At 68.2% G+C, this 19,929-nt stretch carries 21 protein-coding genes and 1 riboswitch; of the genes, 15 read left to right on the top strand and 6 right to left on the bottom strand.

Going from position 1 to position 19,929, the window contains the following annotated elements:
• The first annotated feature begins 442 nt into the window (after nt 1–442).
• Both E5679_RS07475 and mmsB read left to right on the top strand, forming a co-directional pair.
• Entirely contained in the window at nt 443–1,942 is a 1,500-nt protein-coding gene (locus E5679_RS07475; protein ID WP_138414455.1) for a CoA-acylating methylmalonate-semialdehyde dehydrogenase, read from the top strand.
• A 5-nt stretch (nt 1,943–1,947) separates the two neighbouring features.
• On the top strand, nt 1,948–2,856 hold the full coding sequence (mmsB, locus tag E5679_RS07470) for a 3-hydroxyisobutyrate dehydrogenase (RefSeq protein ID WP_138414454.1): 909 nt from the start codon (nt 1,948–1,950) through the stop codon (nt 2,854–2,856).
• 13 nt (nt 2,857–2,869) lie between these two features.
• On the opposite strand, the gene E5679_RS07465 is transcribed toward mmsB, so the two are convergent.
• Both E5679_RS07465 and E5679_RS07460 read right to left on the bottom strand, forming a co-directional pair.
• Nucleotides 2,870–3,379, bottom strand: a complete 510-nt coding sequence (locus E5679_RS07465; RefSeq protein ID WP_138414453.1) for a MarR family winged helix-turn-helix transcriptional regulator — start codon at nt 3,377–3,379, stop codon at nt 2,870–2,872.
• Nucleotides 3,380–3,381: 2 nt separating this feature from the next.
• Entirely contained in the window at nt 3,382–5,097 is a 1,716-nt protein-coding gene (locus E5679_RS07460; protein WP_138414452.1) for an AMP-binding protein, read from the bottom strand.
• Nucleotides 5,098–5,254: 157 nt separating this feature from the next.
• On the opposite strand from E5679_RS07460, the gene E5679_RS07455 reads away from it, so the two are divergent.
• The 9 genes from E5679_RS07455 (at nt 5,255) to E5679_RS07415 (ending at nt 11,561) form a co-directional block, all read left to right on the top strand.
• Nucleotides 5,255–5,554, top strand: a complete 300-nt coding sequence (locus E5679_RS07455) for a hypothetical protein (RefSeq protein ID WP_138414451.1) — start codon at nt 5,255–5,257, stop codon at nt 5,552–5,554.
• A 103-nt stretch (nt 5,555–5,657) separates the two neighbouring features.
• Complete coding sequence (locus tag E5679_RS07450; RefSeq protein ID WP_138414450.1) at nt 5,658–6,869, top strand: cobalamin-independent methionine synthase II family protein; 1,212 nt, start codon at nt 5,658–5,660, stop codon at nt 6,867–6,869.
• A gap of 16 nt (nt 6,870–6,885) precedes the next feature.
• Nucleotides 6,886–7,896, top strand: coding sequence for an acyl-CoA thioesterase (locus tag E5679_RS07445; RefSeq protein WP_138414449.1), 1,011 nt, complete (start codon nt 6,886–6,888; stop codon nt 7,894–7,896).
• A 188-nt stretch (nt 7,897–8,084) separates the two neighbouring features.
• Complete coding sequence (locus tag E5679_RS07440; protein ID WP_138414448.1) at nt 8,085–8,414, top strand: ArsR/SmtB family transcription factor; 330 nt, start codon at nt 8,085–8,087, stop codon at nt 8,412–8,414.
• A 12-nt stretch (nt 8,415–8,426) separates the two neighbouring features.
• A complete protein-coding gene (locus E5679_RS07435) occupies nt 8,427–8,924 on the top strand; it encodes an SRPBCC family protein (RefSeq protein ID WP_138414447.1) in 498 nt (165 codons plus the stop codon).
• Nucleotides 8,925–9,015: 91 nt separating this feature from the next.
• Nucleotides 9,016–9,155, top strand: a riboswitch (SAM riboswitch).
• A gap of 11 nt (nt 9,156–9,166) precedes the next feature.
• The gene (locus tag E5679_RS07430; RefSeq protein WP_138414446.1) at nt 9,167–9,487 is read left to right on the top strand and encodes a DUF1737 domain-containing protein; all 321 of its coding nucleotides are present in this window, start codon (nt 9,167–9,169) and stop codon (nt 9,485–9,487) included.
• The gene (locus E5679_RS07425; protein ID WP_138414445.1) at nt 9,484–9,897 is read left to right on the top strand and encodes a rhodanese-like domain-containing protein; all 414 of its coding nucleotides are present in this window, start codon (nt 9,484–9,486) and stop codon (nt 9,895–9,897) included. Before E5679_RS07430 ends, E5679_RS07425 begins: the two co-directional genes overlap by 4 nt.
• 3 nt (nt 9,898–9,900) lie before the next feature.
• Nucleotides 9,901–11,100, top strand: a complete 1,200-nt coding sequence (locus E5679_RS07420) for an O-succinylhomoserine sulfhydrylase (RefSeq protein WP_138414444.1) — start codon at nt 9,901–9,903, stop codon at nt 11,098–11,100.
• An 86-nt stretch (nt 11,101–11,186) separates the two neighbouring features.
• A complete protein-coding gene (locus E5679_RS07415; protein ID WP_138414443.1) occupies nt 11,187–11,561 on the top strand; it encodes an SRPBCC family protein in 375 nt (124 codons plus the stop codon).
• A gap of 93 nt (nt 11,562–11,654) precedes the next feature.
• Here E5679_RS07415 and E5679_RS07410 read toward each other — a convergent pair whose 3' ends face one another.
• Nucleotides 11,655–12,815 (bottom strand): glutamate--cysteine ligase, encoded by a 1,161-nt coding sequence (locus E5679_RS07410; RefSeq protein ID WP_138414442.1) that lies wholly within the window; start codon nt 12,813–12,815, stop codon nt 11,655–11,657.
• A gap of 42 nt (nt 12,816–12,857) precedes the next feature.
• Here E5679_RS07410 and E5679_RS07405 point away from each other — a divergent pair, with 42 nt between their 5' ends.
• Both E5679_RS07405 and E5679_RS07400 read left to right on the top strand, forming a co-directional pair.
• Nucleotides 12,858–13,220, top strand: a complete 363-nt coding sequence (locus tag E5679_RS07405) for a MerR family transcriptional regulator (RefSeq protein WP_138414441.1) — start codon at nt 12,858–12,860, stop codon at nt 13,218–13,220.
• Between the two features lie 28 nt (nt 13,221–13,248).
• Nucleotides 13,249–14,241: an aldo/keto reductase gene (locus E5679_RS07400; RefSeq protein ID WP_138414440.1), complete on the top strand. Its 993-nt coding sequence runs from the start codon at nt 13,249–13,251 to the stop codon at nt 14,239–14,241.
• A 125-nt stretch (nt 14,242–14,366) separates the two neighbouring features.
• Here E5679_RS07400 and E5679_RS07395 read toward each other — a convergent pair whose 3' ends face one another.
• From E5679_RS07395 to E5679_RS07385, 3 genes are all read right to left on the bottom strand, one after another.
• A complete protein-coding gene (locus E5679_RS07395; RefSeq protein ID WP_212746914.1) occupies nt 14,367–15,473 on the bottom strand; it encodes an ABC transporter substrate-binding protein in 1,107 nt (368 codons plus the stop codon).
• A 61-nt stretch (nt 15,474–15,534) separates the two neighbouring features.
• Complete coding sequence (locus E5679_RS07390) at nt 15,535–16,461, bottom strand: ABC transporter permease (protein ID WP_138414439.1); 927 nt, start codon at nt 16,459–16,461, stop codon at nt 15,535–15,537.
• Nucleotides 16,458–17,309, bottom strand: a complete 852-nt coding sequence (locus E5679_RS07385) for an ABC transporter ATP-binding protein (RefSeq protein WP_138414438.1) — start codon at nt 17,307–17,309, stop codon at nt 16,458–16,460. Before E5679_RS07385 ends, E5679_RS07390 begins: the two co-directional genes overlap by 4 nt.
• Nucleotides 17,310–17,498: 189 nt before the next feature.
• Between E5679_RS07385 and E5679_RS07380 the strand changes: the two genes are divergently transcribed.
• Both E5679_RS07380 and E5679_RS07375 read left to right on the top strand, forming a co-directional pair.
• The gene (locus tag E5679_RS07380; RefSeq protein ID WP_212746913.1) at nt 17,499–19,139 is read left to right on the top strand and encodes an ATP-binding protein; all 1,641 of its coding nucleotides are present in this window, start codon (nt 17,499–17,501) and stop codon (nt 19,137–19,139) included.
• Nucleotides 19,136–19,810, top strand: a complete 675-nt coding sequence (locus tag E5679_RS07375; RefSeq protein ID WP_138414437.1) for a response regulator transcription factor — start codon at nt 19,136–19,138, stop codon at nt 19,808–19,810. Before E5679_RS07380 ends, E5679_RS07375 begins: the two co-directional genes overlap by 4 nt.
• Nucleotides 19,811–19,929 lie beyond the last annotated feature (119 nt).

Below are 19,929 nucleotides of genomic sequence, written 5' to 3'. Positions count from 1 at the left end.
CGCCTGACGCCGAGATCACCCCGCCCTAACGCCGAAGTCGGGTCCCGCGACGCCGAGATCACCCCGGCGGCGATTTCCAGACGATAGCTGCCGGTCGTCGTCGTGCCTAAGGACGGGCATACGGATGCAGCGACAGCACACACCCCCGACTTCAGCGGCACACCGCCCGACTTCAGCGGCACACCGCCCGACCTCAGCGGCGCACCCCCCGACCTCAGCGGCGCACCCCCCGACCTCGGCACCACACCACCCGACTTCAGCGGCACACCGCCCGACCTCAGCGGCGCACCCCCCGACCTCAGCGGCACACCACCCGACCTCAGCGGCGCACCACCCGACCTCAGCGGTCTGGAAACTAGTTGGAAGTCCGAGTATGTTCGGTCCTAGGTCCCGCCAAAGAGACGTGGATCACAGCCGGACTGGATGCGAAGGAGCGTTCGTCGTGGTGTACGAGCTTTCCCACTACATCGGAGGGCAACGGGTCGAAGGCACGTCCGGAAGGTACGGGGACATCTACGACCCCTGCGCCGGTCAGGTCCAGGGCCGAGTGCCGTTTGCAGGCGCCGACGAGGTGCGAACCGCCATCGCCAGCGCGGAGAAGGGCCAGCAGGAATGGGCGGCGCTCAACCCGCAGCGCCGCGCGCGGATCCTGCTCAAGTTCGTCGACCTCGTGAACCAGCACATCGATGAACTCGCCGAACTCCTTTCCCGCGAGCACGGGAAGACGCTTGCGGACTCCAAGAGCGACGTGCAGCGCGGCATCGAGGTGGTCGAGTTCTCAGCCGGCGCGCCTCACCTGCTGAAGGGCGAGTTCTCGGACAGCGTGGGCCAGGGAATCGACGTCCACTCGTTGCGCCAACCCCTCGGGGTCGTCGCGGGGATGACGCCTTTCAACTTCCCCGCCATGATCCCGCTGTGGCAGTCGGGGCCGGCCCTCGCGGCGGGAAACGCCTTCATCCTCAAGCCGTCGGAACGGGACCCGTCGGTTCCGCTCCGGCTTGCCGAGCTGCTGACGGAGGCCGGGCTTCCCGACGGTGTCTTCAACGTGATCAACGGCGACAAGGAAGCCGTGGACACCCTGCTCGAAGACCCGCGTGTGAAGGCGGTCGGCTTCGTGGGATCGACACCGATCGCCCAGTACATCTACGCGACGGCCGCCGCTCACGGCAAGCGCGCCCAGTGCTTCGGCGGCGCGAAGAATCACATGGTGATCATGCCCGACGCGGACCTCGACATGGCCGCCGATGCCCTCATCGGCGCGGGCTACGGCTCCGCGGGCGAGCGGTGCATGGCCATCTCGGTCGCGGTTCCCGTGGGTGAGGAGACAGCGGAAAGGCTCATCGGGGCGCTGCAGGAGCGCATCAAGGACCTCCGGGTGGGCCCGAGCCTGGACAGGGACAGCGACTTCGGTCCGGTCGTCACGCCGATGGCGAAGGAACGCATCGAGGGCTACATCGCCTCGGGCGTTGAGGAGGGCGCCGCGCTCGTGACGGACGGCCGGGGCCTGAAGGTCGAGGGCTACGAGGACGGCTTCTGGGTCGGCCCCACCCTGTTCGACCGCGTCACGCCCGAGATGCGGATCTACCGCGACGAAATCTTCGGCCCCGTGCTCAGCGTGGTCCGCGCCGACGACTACGAGGAAGCCCTGCGGCTCTGCAGCGAGAACCAGTACGGCAACGGCGTCGCGATCTTCACGCGCGACGGTGACTCCGCACGGGACTTCGCGAGCCGCGTCGAAGTGGGGATGGTCGGAGTCAACGTTCCCATCCCGGTCCCGATCGCCTATTACACCTTCGGCGGCTGGAAGGCCTCCGGTTTCGGCGACCTCAACCAGCACGGCGCCGACGCGTTCCGTTTCTACACGAAGACCAAGACCGTCACGAGCCGCTGGCCCTCGGGCATCCGTCAGGGCGCGCACTTCGTGATGCCGGAAGGGAGCTAGCGGAGATGACCGGTCGAATCGCCTTCCTCGGCCTCGGGCACATGGGCGGCCCCATGGCGGGGAACCTCGTCAAGGCGGGCATCGAGGTGCTTGGCTTTGATCCGTTCCCTGCGGCGGCGGAGGCTGCCCGCGCGCGCGGTGTCGAGGTGGCCGGCTCGGCGCAAGAGGCCGCGGAGGGTGCGTCGATCGTTCTGACGATGCTCCAGGCGGGCCAGCAGGTGCTCGACCTCTACCGCGGGACGGAGGGCCAGAAGGGCCTGCTCGCAGGCGCGGCGCCGGGGACGCTGTTCCTGGACTGCTCGACCATCAACGTCGACGAGGCGCGCGAGGCTGCTGCAGCCGCCACCGACGCAGGTCACCGCTTCGTCGACGCACCCGTGTCGGGGGGCGTGGTGGGCGCCGAGGCCGCAACCCTCACCTTCATGGTCGGAGCGGACGACGGCGACTTCGACCAGGTGCGCCCCCTCCTTGAGCTCATGGGCAAGCGGGTGGTGCATTGCGGCGGTCACGGGTCGGGCCAAGCCGCGAAGGTCTGCAACAACATGATCTTGGGCGCCTCGATGATCGCCGTGTGCGAGGCCTTCGTCCTCGGCGAGAAGCTCGGAATCACCGACGAAGTCCTCTTCGACGTCGCAGCCCACGCCTCCGGCCAGTGCTGGGCGCTCACCACCAACTGCCCGGTTCCCGGCCCTGTCCCCACGAGCCCCGCGAACCGCAACTACGAGCCCGGCTTCACCGGCGCCCTCATGGCGAAGGACCTCCACCTCGCGCTCCAAGCCATCGAAAGCACCGGGGTCGCAGCCCAGATCGGCCCACTCGCCGCAAAGATGTACGACGATTTCCTCGAGCACGGCGGCGCCCAGCGCGACTTCTCCGGCATCATCAACGACATCCGGGACCGCTCCAACCGCTGAAGTACAGAGAGGGTCACGGGTCGAGGAAGTCCCCCGCGCGCCGCCGGAAGCCGTGGAGCACCCGAATAAGGTGCTCCACGTCGTCGTCCGTGAAGCCCGACCGGGCGAAGACCTCGGTGTTGAGTGCCGCCGTCGCCCGCCCGGCAACCCGCCGCCCGGCGTCCGTCAGCGTCACCAGGGTGGTGCGCCCGTCCGTGGGGTGCGGCGCACGCTCGACGAGCCCGGCCGCCTCGAGGCGGTCGACGGCGTTCGTCACCGAGGTCGGGTGAACCTGCAGCAGAGCGCTGGCCCGGCTCATGGGGAGCGAACCGTCGCGCGCGAAGCTCAGCAGGGCCAGTAGCTCGTACCGCGCGAACGTGAGTCCGAACGGCCGGAGCACGTCCTCGATCCGCCCGAGCAGGATCTGCTGCGTCCGCATGATCGCCGTGATCGCGGCCATGGGCGCGGCGACCTCGCCCCACCCGTGCTGCTCCCAGTTGCGCTGCGCGTCGGCGATGGGGTCGCGCGGCAGCGGTCCGCCCATGTCTACCCCTTGAGGCTGGGGAAATCCGCTTCCGAGTATTCGACGCCGGCGCTCCCGCTCGTCGCCGACTGCCTCGCCTCCTCGGCGTGGCGGAGTTCGACCCGCCGGATCTTGCCGGAGATCGTCTTGGGCAGGTCGCTGAATTCCAGCCGCCGGATGCGCTTGAACGGCGCGAGATGGTCCCGGCAATAACCCAGGATCTCCTCCGCGAGCTCCGGCCCGGGCGAGTAGCCTGGCGCGAGCACCACGAACGCCTTGGGCACCGAGAGCCGCACCGGATCGGGGGACGGCACGACGGCGGCCTCCGCGACCGCGGGATGCTCGATCAGCACGCTCTCAAGCTCGAAGGGCGAGAGCCGATAGTCCGAGGACTTGAAGACATCGTCGCCGCGGCCCACATAGGTGATGACGCCGTCGGCATCCCGCCGCGCCATGTCGCCGGTGTGGTAGTAGCCGCCGCGGAAGGCCTCGGCGGTGCGCTCGGGGTCGGCGTGGTACCCCGCCATGAGCCCCACAGGTCGGGGGTCGAGGCGGAGGCAGATCTCGCCGTCGTCCGTCTCCTCACCCGTCGCGGGGTCAACGAGGACGACGTCGTAGCCCGGGAGCGGGCGCCCCATCGCACCGGCGGTGACGGGTTGGCCGGGCGTGTTGGCGACCTGCACGGTGGTCTCGGTCTGGCCGAAGCCGTCCCGGATCGTCAGGCCCCAGGCGTGCTTCACCTGGTCGATGACCTCGGCGTTGAGGGGCTCGCCCGCGGAGACGGCCTTGCGGGGCGGGGTTGCGAGCTGAGTGAGGTCGGTCTGGATGAGCATCCGCCACACGGTCGGGGGCGCACAGAAGCTCGTGACGCCCTCGCGTCCCATCTGCTCCAGGAGGGCCGGGGCGTCGAACCGTGCGTAGTTGTAGATGAACACCGTGGCCTCCGCGATCCACGGCGCGAACACGTTCGACCACGCGTGCTTCGCCCAGCCCGGCGAGGCGACGTTCAGGTGCACGTCTCCCGGCTCAAGCCCAATCCAGTACATCGTCGAGAGGTGCCCCACGGGATACGAGGTGTGCGTGTGCTCCACGAGCTTCGGCTTGGACGTGGTGCCGGATGTGAAGTAGAGGAGGAGGGTCTCGTCCGCGCGGGTGGGGCCGTCGGGGGCGAAATCGGGTGCAGCGGCCGCGGCCCCGGAGTAATCGAGCACCGGGTGACCGCCCTCCGAGGCGCCGCCGACGCTGATGAGCGTGTAGTCGCCGTCGACGTCGTCGAACCTCTCGAGGTGGGCGCGGGCGACGACGGCCCACCGCGCCGCGCCGCGGTCCACCCGGTCTTGCAGGTCGCGCGGGCCCATGAGGGTCGTCGTCGGAATCATGACGGCGCCGAGCCGGATGCAGGCAAGGATGAGCTCCCACAGCTCTACCTGGTTGCCGAGCATGATGATGACGTGGTCGCCGCGCTGCACGCCCTGGTCCTTGAGCCAGGAAGCGGCGCGCCGCGACGCCTCGGCGAGGTCGGCGAAGGTGCGGCGCGTCGAGCTGCCGTCCTCCTCGACGATCACCAGCGCGGGCTCCGAACCCCGCTCGGGATCGGCGGCGAGCGCGTCGAACCAGTCCGTGGCGAAGTTGAATTCCTCGAAGCGCGGCCACTCGAACTCCGCGAGCGCCTTCCCGTAGTCCTCGCGCAGCTCAAGGAGCCGGTCGCGCGCGGCCCTGAAGTCGTCGGTGACTGTCATGCTGCGCCTCCCGCAACGAAACTCAGCCCAAGTGATCCACGTCACGATGAAATCTACTAGGACGTCCAAGGGTCCGGAAGGCCGTCCTCCCAAACCCACTTCATCGGCGGGCGAACATATCTGGCGGCGGCCGCCGTCGTGTGCCTACGGTTCACTCATGGAACCCAGCAAACCCGCTGACAGCGAAGAGCCAGCCGTCATGGACACGCCCGTCTACGGCGACGACCCCGGCCTCGGCGAGGGGTACAGCCAGGACGACGGCTACGGCCACAACCAGGAGTCCATGCTGCTCCACCAGCCGCAGACCGAAGGCGGAACAGCGAAGAAGGAGCCTGCGCACCGCGAGCGCCGCCGCCGGGGATCGGGGATCGGTCTGGGCACGGCCGGCGCGGCCGGGATCCCCTCGGACAGCGGCGGTCACACGCAGACCGGCTTCGGCGACGAGGACCGCGCGTAGCCCCTCCGCCCCCGGGCGGAATTGTCGGGTTTCTGCGAGTGCAGGATGGCTTAACCCGTCGTAACGCGACAATTCCGGGGCGGGGATGGGCCAGACTGGCCCCATGCACAACACCGACTTCATCCAGACGACGCACGCCGGCTCCCTCCCCCGCTCGGCCGAGCTCCTCGCGGCGAACGCTGCCATGGCCGAGAACCCCGAGGACCCTGCGGCGTTCGAGGAGCTGCTCGCGCAGTCGGTGAAGGACGTCGTCACCCGGCAGCGCGATGCTGGCATCACCCTGCCGAACGACGGCGAGTACGGGCACACGATGTCCAATTCAGTGGACTACGGGGCGTGGTGGAACTACTCGTTTTCCCGTCTGGGCGGTCTCACCCAAGGCGGAGTGGATCGCTGGCAGAGCACCGAGAAGGTGCGTTCGGAGCCGGGAAAGATCCGCCTCACCAGCATGCGGGACCGCCGCGACCGGGTGCGCTTCGACGAGGCGTACAACGACCCGAACTCGTTCATCCTCACGGGGCGCAAGGCCGTCCCGCAGCCGACCGTGACGGGGCCGATCACGTACGTCGGCCAGGAGGCGGTCCAGCGCGATGTGGCGCACCTCAAGGAAGCCCTCGCCGCGAACGGCTTTGAGACCGGCTTCCTCCCCGCCCTCTCCCCCGGCTCGGCGTCCCGCATCGCCAACGAGTACTACACGAGCGACGAGGAGCTGGTCTACGCCTGCGCGGATGCGATGCGCGAGGAGTACAAGGCGATCGTCGAGGCCGGACTCATCGTGCAGATCGATGATCCGTCGATCGCCGAGAACTGGGACATGATCAACCCCGAGCCCACGGTCGAGGACTACCTCGCGTTCACGCAGCTCCGCGTCGAGGCCCTCAACTACGCGATCCGAGACCTGCCCCCAGAGCAGATCCGCTTCCACCTCTGTTGGGGCTCGTGGCACGGCCCGCACACCACGGATCTCCCGTTCGCGGACCTCGCCCAGACGATGCTCTCCATCAACGCGGGCTCCTACTCCTTCGAGGCCGCGAACGTGCGCCACGAGCACGAGTGGAAGGTGTGGCGCGACCTCACGCTGCCCGAGGAGAAGACGGTGGTGCCGGGCGTCGTCTCCCACGCGACCAACGTCGTCGAGCACCCGGAGCTCGTGGCGGACCGCATCGAGCGCTTCGCCCAGATCCTCGGCCGCGAGCGGGTCATCGCCTCCACCGACTGCGGGCTGGGCGGTCGAGTCCACCCGCAGATCGCGTGGGCCAAGCTCGAGGCGCTCTCCGAGGGCGCGCGGCTCGCCACCCAGCGGCTCTGGGGCTGAAAGGACGACGACGGCGATGGCACCGACCGCTTCCGACCCCACCGTGGGCGACGCTTCCACTCTGAACCCCGAAGTCACCCTGCGCTTCCTCGCAGCGCCCACCGACGTCGGGCATTCCGGCTCGGTCGACGCCGGCACCGTCCTCGAGTGGGTCGACAAGGCGGCCTACGCGGCGGCCGTGGGCTGGGCCAAGACGTATTGCGTGACGGCTTACGTGGGGAACATCCACTTCGCCGACCCCGTGAATGTGGGCGACATGGTCGAGGTCACGGCGACCATCGTCTACACCGGCCGTTCGTCGATGCATATCCGCACCGTTGTCTCCTCCGGCGATCCGAAGGGCGGCACACCCACCATGCGCAGTGACTGCCTGGTCATCTTCGTGGCCGTCGGCACAGATGGGCGCCCAGTCGAGGTGCCGTCCTTCATGCCCAGGACCGAGGCGGAGCGGCAGGCCGAGGCACACGCGGTTGCCCGGATCGCCGTCCGGAACGAGATCGTGGAATCCATGCGGCAGCAGGAGTACACGGACGCGGGGACATCGGAGCGCGTGGTGCTCCGATTCCTGGCGGCGCCGACCGACGTGAACTGGGGCGGCAAGGTCCACGGCGGCACGGTCATGAAGTGGATCGACGAGGCGGCCTACGTGTGCTCGGCCCGCTATTGCGGCCGGGACACGGTGGCGGTGTTCTCGGGCGGGGTCCGGTTCTACCGACCGCTGCTGATCGGCGACGTGGTAGAGGTCGAGGCTCGGCTTGTGTACACGGGCAACAAGGGCATGCACATCGCCGTTCACGTGCGCTCGGGCAGCCCGAGGGGCCACGAACTCGAGCTCACCACGTACTGCCTTACGGTCATGGTGGCCCGGGACGAATCCGGCGCTGCGATCCCGATCGAGCCGTGGGTTCCCGTCTCCGACGAGGACCGGCGCCTCTGGAATCACGCCCGGGAGCTCCTCGAGATCCGCGGCAGAGCCCCCGGGAACCGGCTGCCCAATCACCTGCTGGCAGCCAACGGCCCCTCCTGACGGATCCTGACGGAGAGCCTCGAGCGAACGAGAAGTGCGCTTATCGCCGACAAGTTCGCTTTTGCATCGACTGCAGTTCCCCTCTCGCGGGGAAGTTCCTGTTACGGGAACTTCCCCGCGAGAGATGGTTTCGAGCGCAAGCATGACCCCCTTGTCCTCCCCGCCGTCGCGAGCTAACCTACAACCAAATGGTTGTAGAACAGCTCCGCGACGAAGAGACCGACCGGATCTTCCAAGCCCTGTCGGACTCGACCCGCCGGGACATCATCCGGCAGTCGATGCTGCGGGAGCAGTCGGTCTCGGACCTCGCGAAGCACTACGCCATGAGTTTCGCGGCCGTGCAGAAGCACGTCGCGGTCCTCGAACGAGCCTCGCTCGTGAGGAAGGAACGCCGCGGGAGGGAGCAGATCGTGCACTCCAATCCCGAGGCGCTTCGCCGAGCGGCCCGCCTCCTCGACGCGTACGAGGATCTGTGGCGGGGCCGCGCAGCCCGCATCGATGAGCTCCTCTCCGACTAATCAGGGGGAACCATGCCCTTCGTCAGCAGCACCAAGGACCTCGACAATCTGACCCTCACACTCATCACCGAACACGGAGCCAGCCCGGACCGGCTGTGGCAGGTCTGGGAAGACGCCCGCCAGCTCGAGCGCTGGTGGGGGCCGCCCACGTGGCCGGCAACGTTCACACGCCACGAGTTCGAGCCCGGCGGCGAGTCCCGGTACTTCATGACGGGGCCGGACGGCGAGCGCGCCTACGGCTGGTGGCGCATCACGGAAGTCGAGGCTCCGCGTCGCCTCGAGTTCGACGACGGCTTCGCGGGCGACGACGGCGAGCCGCTCGACCGCGACGACACCACGCACACGGCGGTCCGCCTGGAAGAGACGGACGGGATCACCCGGATGACGTCCGTCGCCACCTTCAAGAGCCTCGAACAGCTGGAGAAGCTCCTCGCCATGGGCATGGAGGAAGGTATGAGGGAGGCCGTGGGCCAGATCGACGGCATTCTGGCAGGGCAGGAAGTCCGCTAGGCAAGCCACTCCGCCTCTGTTGCGGGGTGTTGCCAATCGTTACCGGGCTCTCATGGCTGGCTCCGCCGTCGCCGTGTTACTTTCGACGCAGAGTAACGAGCGCCAGCGCGCGACGGCGGAGCTTGCTTCTGTGGTCGCACTGCCCTGACTTGCTGGCCGGCAACCCTCCATCCGGCGGGGTGCCTCAGGTGAAGACTCGGCATTTCGACCATCGATACGCAAGCCAGAAGGAGCCCCCGCCCATGTCCGACACCGCCATCGAGACGGGAGAGGCGGCCGCCACACCGCTCAACGATCCCGCGGCTCCGTCGAGCGCTTCTGAAGAGCGCCTCGCCTATCGTCTCCTCACCGGACCGGACACCCGCGAGTTCTGCGCCCGCATTTCGCAGGCCCTCGCGGAGGGGTACGTGCTCCACGGCAGCCCCGCCGCGACGTTCAACGGCACCGACGTCATCGTTGCGCAAGCCGTCATCCTGCCTCACGCCATCGCCCGCGCGGACGCCGCGGTGGCCTCGGCGGTCGAGGATCTCAGCACCGATCTCGAATACGAGGGCCACGCATGAGCTACGCAGGAGACGTGACGCCCCTCGAGGCGTGGGAGAAGCTCAAGTCCGGCGAGGCCGTCCTGGTGGACGTCCGCACGGAGGAGGAGTGGGCGCACATCGGCATTCCGGACACCCGGCAGACGGACAACGATCCGCTGTTCATCCCCTGGGTCTTCTCCGGCGGGATCCCCAACCCGGATTTCCTCACGGAGCTCGAGCTCCAGGGGCCGGAGGACCGGGCCACCGAGCTCCTGTTCCTGTGCCGCTCGGGGCATCGCTCCGCGGCTGCGGCCGCCGTTGCCACCAATCTCGGCTTCAAGGCGTACAACGTGCTGGAAGGCTTTGAGGGCATTCCCGGCCCGGACGGGCAGCGGAACGTCAACGGCTGGAAGAACCGGGGCCTCCCCACGAACGTAGGACAAGAGTAGTCAGTGACCTTCAACATCGACGCCGCCAGCTGGAGCGAAGACACCCAGGCTGTGCGCGGCGGGCTTGACCGCACCAATTTCCAGGAGACGTCAGAGGCCCTGTTCCTGAACTCGGGCTTCGTGTACGAGTCGGCGGAGGCTGCCGAACGGGCCTTCACCGGCGAGGACGAACGCTTTGTCTACTCCCGGTACGGCAACCCGACGGTGGCCACCTTCCAGGAGCGGCTTCGGCTGCTCGAGGGCACGGAGGCGTGCTTCGCGACGGCGTCCGGCATGTCCGCGGTGTTCACTGCACTCGGGGCGCTGCTGGGCGCCGGCGACCGCGTGGTCGCCGCGAGGAGCCTGTTCGGCTCGTGCTTCGTGATCCTCAACGAGATCCTCCCGCGCTGGGGCGTCGAGACGGTGTTCGTCGACGGACCGGACCTCGACCAGTGGCGCGAGGCGCTCTCGGTGCCGACGACCGCGGTGTTCTTCGAGTCGCCGTCAAACCCCATGCAGGAGCTCGTGGACATCCAGGCCGTGGCGGACCTCGCGCACGCCGTGGGGGCGACCGTCGTCGTCGACAATGTCTTTGCCACGCCGCTCCTGCAGCGCAGCCTCGACTTCGGCGCCGATGTGGTGGTCTATTCGGGGACCAAGCACATCGACGGGCAGGGCCGGGTGCTCGGCGGCGCGATCCTCGGCCCGAAGGAGTTCATCGACGGTCCGGTCAAGCAGCTCATGCGCCACACCGGCCCCTCGCTGAGCCCGTTCAACGCGTGGGTCCTCACCAAGGGCCTCGAGACGATGGGCCTGCGCGTGCGCCACTCGTCCGCGAGCGCGCTCGCGATCGCGGAATGGCTCGAGGCTCAGCCGGAGGTTGGCTGGGTCAAGTACCCACACCTGAAGTCGCACCCGCAGTATGAGCTTGCGCGCAAGCAGATGAGCGCAGGCGGCACGGTGCTCACCTTCGAGCTCAACGCGCCCGAGGACGGAGGGAAGGACGCGGCGTTCCGGCTCCTCAACGGCCTGAAGATCATCGACATCTCGAACAACTTGGGCGATTCGAAGTCCCTCATCACCCATCCGGCGACGACGACGCACCGTGCGATGGGCGCCGAGGGCCGCGCCGCGATCGGGCTGGGCGACGGCGTCCTCCGCCTGAGCGTGGGCCTCGAGGACGTCGGCGATCTCATCGGCGACCTCGACCGGGCGCTCCACTGAGGCGCTTCGAACTCCGCATCCGTACGTCCCTGCCGGCGCCCGAGGCGTGGGCGCGGATCCTCGATCTCCGCGCCCACGACCGGCTCGTGCCCTTCACGCACGTCACCCAGGGGGCCGTTGCGGCATCGGAGCTGCGGCCCGGCCACCGGTTCGTGGCGTGCACGATGGTGGGCCCGCGCAGGTTCAGGCGCCTTGGCTTCAACGACGTCATGACCTTCGAAGAGCTCGCGCCGCCCACGGCGACCACGCCCGGCCACGCGAGCATCGCGAAGTCCGGGCGGTTCGTCCTCGGGTCGGTCGCCGTGACCGTGACCCCGCACGACGGCGGCTCCGAGGTGAGCTGGTCACAGGAGTTCGGCCTCGCCCGGCTTCCCGAGCCGCTCAACGCTGTTGCCGTCTGGGGCGCCCGGGCCGGATACTCGCTGGTCCTTCGGCGCCTCCTGCGGCACCCGGCGCCGTAACCGTCCCGGACCGGCATAACCGTCGATCGGAACAGACGGTTATGCCTCGGAGGGACGGCCGAGGTGCCGAAGGACGGTCTTGGCGCGTCAGCGTCAGGCGCGGCGTCCCCGCGCGAGGGGCCACCGACGTCGGACGAAGCTCAGCGTGGCCCGCGCGCCGTCGTCCCAGCCGCCCTCGCGCGACACCGTGTGCTTGACGGCGGCACGCACAGCGCCGGCCAGCCCGCCGCCGTCGGCCGCTGCCTGACGCTGCGCGCGCTCGCCCGTCCCGCGCTCGAGAAGCTGCGCAATCGCGAGCTCGGTGCGGGCGAACTCGCCCGTCTCGCGCAGCGCGGGCGCGACGTGCGCGAGCAGGGCGGCAACGGCGTCGCTCGCCGAAACCGGCTCCCGTTTGGCGGGATGGACGAGCTGGCCGTTCAGGCCCGACCGGCTGGCCCGCCAGGCAGCAAGGCGGAGGATGCCGACGGGCGTGGCCAAGGGGGCAACGCCATCGGCAGCTTCGCGCAGCGCGGTCTCGACCAGCGCGCGGACCAGGACGGCGACGAGCGCGGAGTCCGACGTGAGCAGCGGGACGTCGGCGATGCGGATCTCGACGGTTGGGTGGTGCCGGGAGAGGCGGGCGTCGAAGTAGGCCATGCCCTCGTCGAGGATCGCCCCGGTGCCGACCATCGAGGCCATGAGCTCCGCGTACGCCTGCGCCGATCCGTACAGGTCCTGGGGTCCCGAGGTGGGCCAGCGATTCCACGCTTGGGTGCGGAAGCTCGCGTAGCCCGTCGTGGAACCGAACCAGAACGGCGAGTTCGCGGTCAGGGCGATGAAGATCGGGAGCCAGTCGCGAATGCGGTCGAGGATCGCGACGCCCTCGTCCTTCGACTCGATCGCGACGTGCACGTGCAGCCCGCACGTGAGTTGCTCGTAGGAGATGATGCGGAATTCGTCGTCCATGCGGGCGAAGCGGTCGTCCGGAGTCAGGGTCGTGGCCGAGCCGAGTGGAGACGTGGCCAGCGCGGCCACCCGGCCCCCGCAGGCCTTGGCCGCCCGGTCCGCGAGGCGGCGGCCGGCGTAGAGCTGGGCGAGCAAGTCGTCGTGGGTTCGGCACGGGGCAGTCTGGACTTCGATCTGCTCGAGCTTGAACTCGTGCCCCATGTCGGGCGGGCGTCCGGCGACGGCGAGCATCCGCCCGGCGAGGGCGAGCGGCTCACCCGTGGACGGATCCACGATCAGCAGCTCTTCTTCCACCCCAAAGGTGCGCATGCCGCCATTGTGTCAGCACCCGAACCATGCGTTGATATTTCAATGGGTCTCACCATTGCCGAAGTCGCCCAGCGCACCGGCCTCACTCCGCACACCCTGCGCTACTACGAGCGCGACGGCCTCATGCTGCACCACGTGGACCGCACGCCGTCCGGTCACCGCGAATACTCGGACCGGGACGTGACGGCCATCCTCATGGTCGCTCGCCTTCGCGCCACCGGCATGCCGGTGCGGGAGATCCGCCGCTACGCCGCGCTCGTGCGGCAGGGCCCCGGCAACGAGCGCGAGCGGCTCGAGATCCTCGAAGCGCACCGCGAGCGCGTGCTCGCCCAGCTCGCCGAGGTCACCGAGAACCTTCGGGCCGTCGACGCGAAGATCGACCTCTACCGGGAGACCTTGACTTAGAGCGCACTCTAACCGGTTGGCTGGAACCATGCAGACCAGAACCCTTGGCACTCAATCCCCGCTCACAGTCTCCTCTCTCGGACTCGGCTGCATGGGCATGTCCGAGTTCTACGGGGCTCCAGACGAAGATTCAGGCCTCGAGACCATCCACCGCGCCCTCGACCTCGGCGTCACGTTCCTCGACACGGCGGACATGTACGGGCCGTTCACCAACGAGAAGCTCGTGGGCCGGGCGATTGCCGGGCGACGCGACGAGGTTCAGCTCGCGACCAAGTTCGGGAACGTGCGGGGGCCGAATGGCGAGAGGCTCGGCATCGACGGAAGCCCAGAATACGTCCGCAAGGCTTGCGACGCGTCGCTCGACCGGCTCGGCGTGGATCACATCGACCTCTACTACCAGCACCGCGTGGACCCGAAGGTGCCCATCGAGGAGACCGTCGGGGCGATGGCCGAGCTCGTCGAGGCCGGGAAGGTCCGTCACCTCGGGCTCTCCGAGGCGTCGCCGGCCACCATCCGCCGCGCCCACGCCGTCCACCCCATCACGGCGTTGCAGACCGAGTACTCGCTCTTCACCCGCGACCTCGAGGACGAGATCCTCCCCACGATCCGCGAACTCGGGATCGGCCTCGTGCCCTACTCCCCGCTGGGTCGCGGGATTCTGACCGGGCGCATGACTGCCCAGTCCGTGCAGCAGGACGGCGATGCGCGCAGCAGCCGCTACTTCCCGCGCTTCCAGGGCGAGGCGCTCGAGGCGAACCTCCGGCTCGTCGACGAGGTCAAGGCGATTGCGGAGCGCAAGGGGGTCACACCGGGACAGATCGCCCTCGCGTGGGTCCTCGCCCAGGGCGATGACGTGGTGCCGATTCCCGGCACGAAGCGCGTCAAGTACCTCGAGGAGAACGCCGCGGCTCGGGAGGTTCAGCTCGCCGAGGACGATCTCAAGGCGCTCGAGCGAGCAGTGCCGCGTGACGCCGTCGTCGGCTCCCGCTACGGCGACATGAGCCACATCGACAACGACTGATCTCCCGCCCCTAGGGCCTCCTTCTGGGCGCCTCCCCGGAGCAACAAGAGGGGGCGCGCGAAAACAGGGGAGAACACGACGGCGGGCCCGCGCTTGGAAGCGCGGGCCCGCCGTCGTGGGGTGCTTTAGCCGTTGTCGCCGGCAGGCGTCGTCGTGGTCTTCTCACCGAGCGTCTGGTTCGCCTTGATGGCGAAGCTGTTGTCGAAAGTGTCGGTGTACTTGATCTTCGAGACGTCCTTGCCGAGCGTCGTGAACATGTCCGCGATCGTCTTCGGGCCGCCGGCCGGCATCAGGCCATCGGGAAGGAACTGCGCCTTGTCCGCCGTGAGGGCCTTGACGTAGTCCGCCTTCGTGATGTTCTTGTTCTGGACGTAGTCCGAGGGCAGCTTGTCCGCGATGTCCTGAGCCGAGTGCGTGGCGATCCAGTGCATCGTCTTGACGAGGGCGTTGACTACCTTCTGGACGGTGTCCTTGTTGGCGTCGACCCACTCCTTCTTGGCGATGATGCTCGCGGCCGGCCAGTTGCCGCCCACGGCCTTGTTGGCGCCGTCGGTCGTGGCGAGGTCGATCGCCGACTCGGCGACGCCCTGGCTCTCCATCGCCGTGACCGTGGGCTGCGTGGTCATGACGCAGTCGGCCAGACCGTTCTTGATGGCCGCGATCGCCGTTGCGCCGGCGCCCGCCTTGACGGTCTTGTAGTCCTTGCCAGACTTGAGCCCAGCCTTCGACGCGATGAACTGCGTGAGGGTGTCCGTGCCCGAACCGAGGTCCGTGACGCCCATGTTCTTGCCCTTGATATCGGCAGGCGAGTGGACGTTGGCCTTGGGACTGCACATGATTCGCTCGCCGGGAGCGCCCGAGAGCTGGACCACGCTGATGATGTCCTTGCCCTGGAGCTGGAAATCGTAGGTGTGGTTGTACCACGCGCCGGACATGTCGACCTGGCCGGAGATCATCGCGTCCTCGGCGCCAACGCCACCGTCCTGCTCGGTGGAGAGCTGCATGTCGACGCCCTGCTCCTTGTAGTAGCCGAGCTGCTCTGCGAGCTTGTAGGGGAGGTAGATCTGCTTGTCGATGCCTCCGATCATCATCTTCACGGTGGGCATGGCGCCGGAGGCACCGGAGCTGCCGCCCCCGTTGGCGGCGGGGCTGGCGGCGCCGCCACATGCGGTGAGGCTGAGCGCCATGGCGCCGACGGCGGCGGCGGCGGCAAAGATAGTGCGCTTCATCATTGTTTTACGCATCCTTTGTTGATCAATTGGAGAATTGGATTCTTGGGAGAGATATCTGCGGTCAGATGGTTTGGGCCTCTGATTTGTTCGGAGGCCGCCATTTGAGAAGCGAGTGTTCGAGGAGTCCGATGAGGAATTCGGCCAGGAGCGTGATGACCGCGATGATGATCATGCAGGCAAAGACGGTGTCCGGGTCGAACTTCCCCTGAGCCTGGCTGATGATGAGGCCGAGCCCCTGCTGCGCACCGAGCACCTCGGCCACGAGGGCGCCGATGATCGCGAAACCGAACGCTGTGTGGAGGCTGGCGATGATCCACGTCATGGCGGACGGGATGGTCACGTGGATCGCGACCTGGAACGGCGAGGCGCCGAGCACGCGGACATTCGCGACCAGGTTCTGATCGACCTCGCGGACGCCTTGGAACGCGTTGAAGAAGACCACGAAGAAGACGAGCACGGCCGCGAGCAGGACCTTCGGGAAGGTTCCGAGGCCGAACGCGACGATGAAGATCGAGCCGAGGATGATGCGGGGGATCGAGTTGACGATCCGGATGTACGGGCCGACCACAGAGGAGAGGTATCTGTTCGAACCGAGGAGCAGGCCGAGCACGATTCCCACGCACGTTCCGAGGAGGAAGCCCAAGATCGCTTCTTGGCCCGTGACCCAGATGTTCTCCCAGATCGAGCCGAAGGAGGCATCTTCTGTGTTGCTGAAGAGGGCAACGAGGGCATCCCAAATCTGCGTCGGCATGCCGAAGAAGAAGGGGTCAACCAGAGGATGCTTGCCGTCGGGCTTCACATTGGTGCAGAGTTGCCACCCGCCGATGATGACGACGGCGAGCGCGATCCTTCCGACCCAGATCCACACCTTGCGGCGCTGGGCGGCGCTGCGCGCTTTGGCAGCGCTCGCGGCTGCCGGCTGCTCTGTCTTTGGCGCACTGCCCTTTGGCGCACCGCCACGCGCTTCGCCGTGAGTGAGGGTTGTCATGCTGCACCTGCCGTTCGCGCATAGGCGCGGGTCACTTCGTCCTTGAGGGACTCCCAAATCTGGCCTTGGAGCTCGAGGAACCGCTCCTCGTGGCGGATCTGCTGGACGTTGCCGCGCGGCCGCGGGAGGTCGATGTCGAAGACGTCCTTGACCGAGCCCGGGCTGCTGGTCATGATGACCACCCGGTCGGAGAGCGCGACGGCCTCGTCGAGATCGTGCGTGATGAACAGCACGGAGGGGCGCAGCTCCTCCCAGAGCTTGAGCAGTTCGTTCTGCATGATCGCCTTGGTCTGCACGTCGAGGGCGCCGAACGGCTCGTCCATGAGGAGGATGCGGGGGTTGTTGATGAGGGCCGCGGCCATGGCAACGCGCTTGCGCATTCCGCCCGAGAGCTGGTGCGGGTAGCGGTCCTCGAAGCCGGCGAGGCCCACGCGGCGGAGCCAGTCCCGCGCGAGCTCGGTGGCCTCACGCTTGGGCGTGCCGAGGAGGATCGGGCCCATCATGACGTTGCTGAGCACGCTCTTCCACGGGAACAGCGCGTCCGCCTGGAACATGTAGCTCACACCGTTCGTGATGCCGTCCACGAGGTGGCTGCCCACCTTGACGGAGCCGGCGCTCGGCTTCTCGAGGCCCGAGACCTGAGCCAGCGTGGTCGATTTCCCACAGCCCGTGGGCCCAACGATCGAGCAGAACTGGCCGGGTTCGACCGTGAGGGAGACGTCGCGGATGGCCGTGAACGTCTCGCCCTTCGGAGTCAGATAGCGCTTCGTCAGACCGGCGATGTCGATCCGCGCTCCCCCGTCGCCACCCCCGTCCGCGGGAGGACGGATTCGATGATTTGCACTCATTGCGCAAAGACCTCTCTGTCTTTAGGAACGATTTCTCGCTTATGATTTCTTTATGCCCGGTGAGCTGAATCACAGCGGCTGCACTAACCGTAGAAAGGACTGCGATGATGCAGCCAGAGTTGCGTGGTTTGCGAGGATTATTAGCCTTCATTCACGTTTTGAGCCTTTTGATCGTCCGGTGATCGCCGCGTGAAATTGACTCGAAACTGGTGGGGAGCGCGCCCGCTCGCTTCCCAGATCCTCGTGTGGACGCTGTGCATCCTCCTGCTGACCGTGGCCCTCGGCGGCTTCGTCACGAGCCAGATCACCGGCCAAGTGCTCGACGAGGAGTACCGCCAACGCGCCCTCGGCGTCGCGACAACCGTCGCGCAGGTGCCCGAGATCGCTTCTGCCCTCGAAGTCGGCGACCCGACCAAGCGAATCCAGGCCCTTGCCGAACAGGTGCGGCTCCAGGCCCACACCGACTACGTCGTGGTCACGGACCGCGACGGCGTCCGTTACTCGCACCCCAATCCGGCGCTCGTCGGCAAGCAGCTCGAGGAGCCGGTTGCCGCGCTCGACGGCGCGACCCACCTTGGCACAGACCACGGCAGCCTCGGAGATTCCGCGAACGCCAAGGCCCCGATCTTCGACGCGGAGGGCAACGTGATCGGCCAAGTCTCCGTGGGCATCCTCGAGACCGCGGTGCTGACCCAGCTGGGCCAGCGGGTTTGGCTCATCGTGGGCTATTCGGCGCTCATCCTCCTCATGGGCAGCCTGGGCTCCGTCCTGCTGGCGCGCGGCATCAAGCGCGCGACGTTCGGCCTAGAGCCCGCCGAGATCGGCTCGCTCCTGCAGGAGCGCGAGGCCCTCCTCCACGGGATCAAGGAGGCGATGATCGGGCTTGACGACGACGACCGCGTCACCGTGATCAACAACGAGGCCCGGCGGCTCCTCCGCCTTGAGGGCACCGCGCTCGGGCAGCGCATCGGGGAACTCATTCCGGCCGGGCGCCTCAGGGACATCCTCACAGGGAAGGCGTCCGGCGCGGATCAGGCGGTGCTCACCGATGACGCGCTCCTCGTGGCCAACCGCATGCCCGTCAGCGTTGGCGGCCGGAGCGTCGGCGCAGTTGTGACGCTACGGGACCGTACCGAAGTCGAGGCGCTCGTCAGGGACCTCCGTTCGACCGAGGGCCTCATGGAGGCGTTGCGAGCGCAGGAGCACGAGTACGCGAATCGGCTCCACGTGGTGAGCGGGCTGCTGGAGCTCGGCGATGTCGATCAGGCACGCACCTTCATCTCGGGCGTGGCCGACACCTCGCGGTCACTGGGCGAGGGCCTGCGAGCGCGCATCGAGCCGCCCGAGCTTGCGGCACTCATCCTCGCGAAAGTCACCGTTGCGGCAGAGCAGGACGTGCAGTTGTCCGTGACGGACGACTCGCAGCTGCGGCAGCCCTTCCTCCCGAGCCAGGACCTCGTCACCATCGTGGGCAACCTGCTCGACAACGCCGTGGATGCCGTCGTCGGCCAGCCCGCCCCGCGCGAGGTGAGGCTGCAGCTCGACGACTCGTCGGGCATCTTCATCTCGGTGACCGACAACGGGCCGGGCGTGCCCGCGGAGGCGGTGGACGCCGTCGTCCGCGATGGCTACACAACGAAGCCCGGCAAGGCGGGCAAGCCGGCCGGCATGCGGCGCGGGATCGGGCTTGCGCTCGTCGCGCGGATCGTGCACCGGCACGGTGGCACGATGGACGTGTTCGCCGGGCCGGGCGGGCGATTCGAGGTGTGGATTCCGACGGCGGGGCCGGCGGCGGAGGCGGAAGCCGGAGAAGGAGTGGCTCAGGGATGATCCGAACCCTCGTGGTCGACGACGACTACCGGGTCGCGCGAGTCCACGCAGCGCAGGTGGCGCGCGTGCAGGGCTACGAGTGCGTGGGCGAGGCGCACACGGCGGCCGAGGCGCGCGCGGCCGTCGCCCGGCTCAAGCCCGACCTCCTGCTCCTGGATGTCTATCTGCCGGACGACGACGGCATCGCCCTCCTGCGGTCCCTCCGGGAGGCGGGCGAGGACGTGGACGCGATCATCATCACGGCGGCGCGCGACGTCGCCACCGTGCGGGCGGCGATGCGCGGCGGCGCCGTGTACTACCTCGTCAAGCCCTTCGGCTTCGATCAGCTGACGGCGCAGCTCGCGGCCTACCGCAGGTGGCGGAGCGAGGCGGAGTCCGGCCACATCTCGGGCCAGACCGACGTCGACGCCCTGTTCGCGGCCCGGCACGCGCCCACTCCCCCGCGCTCGACGCGCGCCCTTCCGCCCACCATGCAGAAGGTCCTCGACGCGGTCCGCACCGCCGACCATCCACTCGGGGCGCAGGACGTCTCCGACCTGATCGGCATCTCGCGGCCCACCGCCCAGCGCTACCTGAGCGAGCTCGAGCGCAAGGGCCGCCTCGAGCTCAGGCTCGAGTACGGCACGACAGGCCGGCCCGTGAACACGTACATCGTCGCGCTCGGCGCGTAGCGTTGCAGGGTCTCGTCCGCGCCCTTGCCGACACGACCGTCCGTTCGCGGCATAACCGTCCCTTGAAGGCATAACCGTCCGTCGTGCGCACCGGTTATGCCTTCACCCGACGGGCCATG

Origin of the sequence: Sinomonas gamaensis (genome assembly GCF_005876955.1) — a bacterium.
GTDB lineage: Bacteria > Actinomycetota > Actinomycetes > Actinomycetales > Micrococcaceae > Sinomonas > Sinomonas gamaensis.
Note: the sequence above shows the minus strand (reverse complement) of the source record. Positions and strands in the feature narration are given on the sequence as shown.

Excerpts from the sequence above, each read along its gene's own strand:
- mmsB (WP_138414454.1), top strand. The coding sequence starts at position 1,948 with ATGACCGGTCGAATCGCCTTCCTCGGCCTCGGGCACATGGGCGGCCCC.
- E5679_RS07465 (WP_138414453.1), bottom strand. The coding sequence starts at position 3,379 with ATGGGCGGACCGCTGCCGCGCGACCCCATCGCCGACGCGCAGCGCAAC.
- E5679_RS07460 (WP_138414452.1), bottom strand. The coding sequence starts at position 5,097 with ATGACAGTCACCGACGACTTCAGGGCCGCGCGCGACCGGCTCCTTGAG.
- E5679_RS07455 (WP_138414451.1), top strand. The coding sequence starts at position 5,255 with ATGGAACCCAGCAAACCCGCTGACAGCGAAGAGCCAGCCGTCATGGAC.
- E5679_RS07450 (WP_138414450.1), top strand. The coding sequence starts at position 5,658 with ATGCACAACACCGACTTCATCCAGACGACGCACGCCGGCTCCCTCCCC.
- E5679_RS07445 (WP_138414449.1), top strand. The coding sequence starts at position 6,886 with ATGGCACCGACCGCTTCCGACCCCACCGTGGGCGACGCTTCCACTCTG.
- E5679_RS07440 (WP_138414448.1), top strand. The coding sequence starts at position 8,085 with ATGGTTGTAGAACAGCTCCGCGACGAAGAGACCGACCGGATCTTCCAA.
- E5679_RS07435 (WP_138414447.1), top strand. The coding sequence starts at position 8,427 with ATGCCCTTCGTCAGCAGCACCAAGGACCTCGACAATCTGACCCTCACA.
- E5679_RS07430 (WP_138414446.1), top strand. The coding sequence starts at position 9,167 with ATGTCCGACACCGCCATCGAGACGGGAGAGGCGGCCGCCACACCGCTC.
- E5679_RS07425 (WP_138414445.1), top strand. The coding sequence starts at position 9,484 with ATGAGCTACGCAGGAGACGTGACGCCCCTCGAGGCGTGGGAGAAGCTC.
- E5679_RS07410 (WP_138414442.1), bottom strand. The coding sequence starts at position 12,815 with ATGCGCACCTTTGGGGTGGAAGAAGAGCTGCTGATCGTGGATCCGTCC.
- E5679_RS07405 (WP_138414441.1), top strand. The coding sequence starts at position 12,858 with ATGGGTCTCACCATTGCCGAAGTCGCCCAGCGCACCGGCCTCACTCCG.
- E5679_RS07400 (WP_138414440.1), top strand. The coding sequence starts at position 13,249 with ATGCAGACCAGAACCCTTGGCACTCAATCCCCGCTCACAGTCTCCTCT.
- E5679_RS07395 (WP_212746914.1), bottom strand. The coding sequence starts at position 15,473 with ATGATGAAGCGCACTATCTTTGCCGCCGCCGCCGCCGTCGGCGCCATG.
- E5679_RS07390 (WP_138414439.1), bottom strand. The coding sequence starts at position 16,461 with ATGACAACCCTCACTCACGGCGAAGCGCGTGGCGGTGCGCCAAAGGGC.
- E5679_RS07385 (WP_138414438.1), bottom strand. The coding sequence starts at position 17,309 with ATGAGTGCAAATCATCGAATCCGTCCTCCCGCGGACGGGGGTGGCGAC.
- E5679_RS07375 (WP_138414437.1), top strand. The coding sequence starts at position 19,136 with ATGATCCGAACCCTCGTGGTCGACGACGACTACCGGGTCGCGCGAGTC.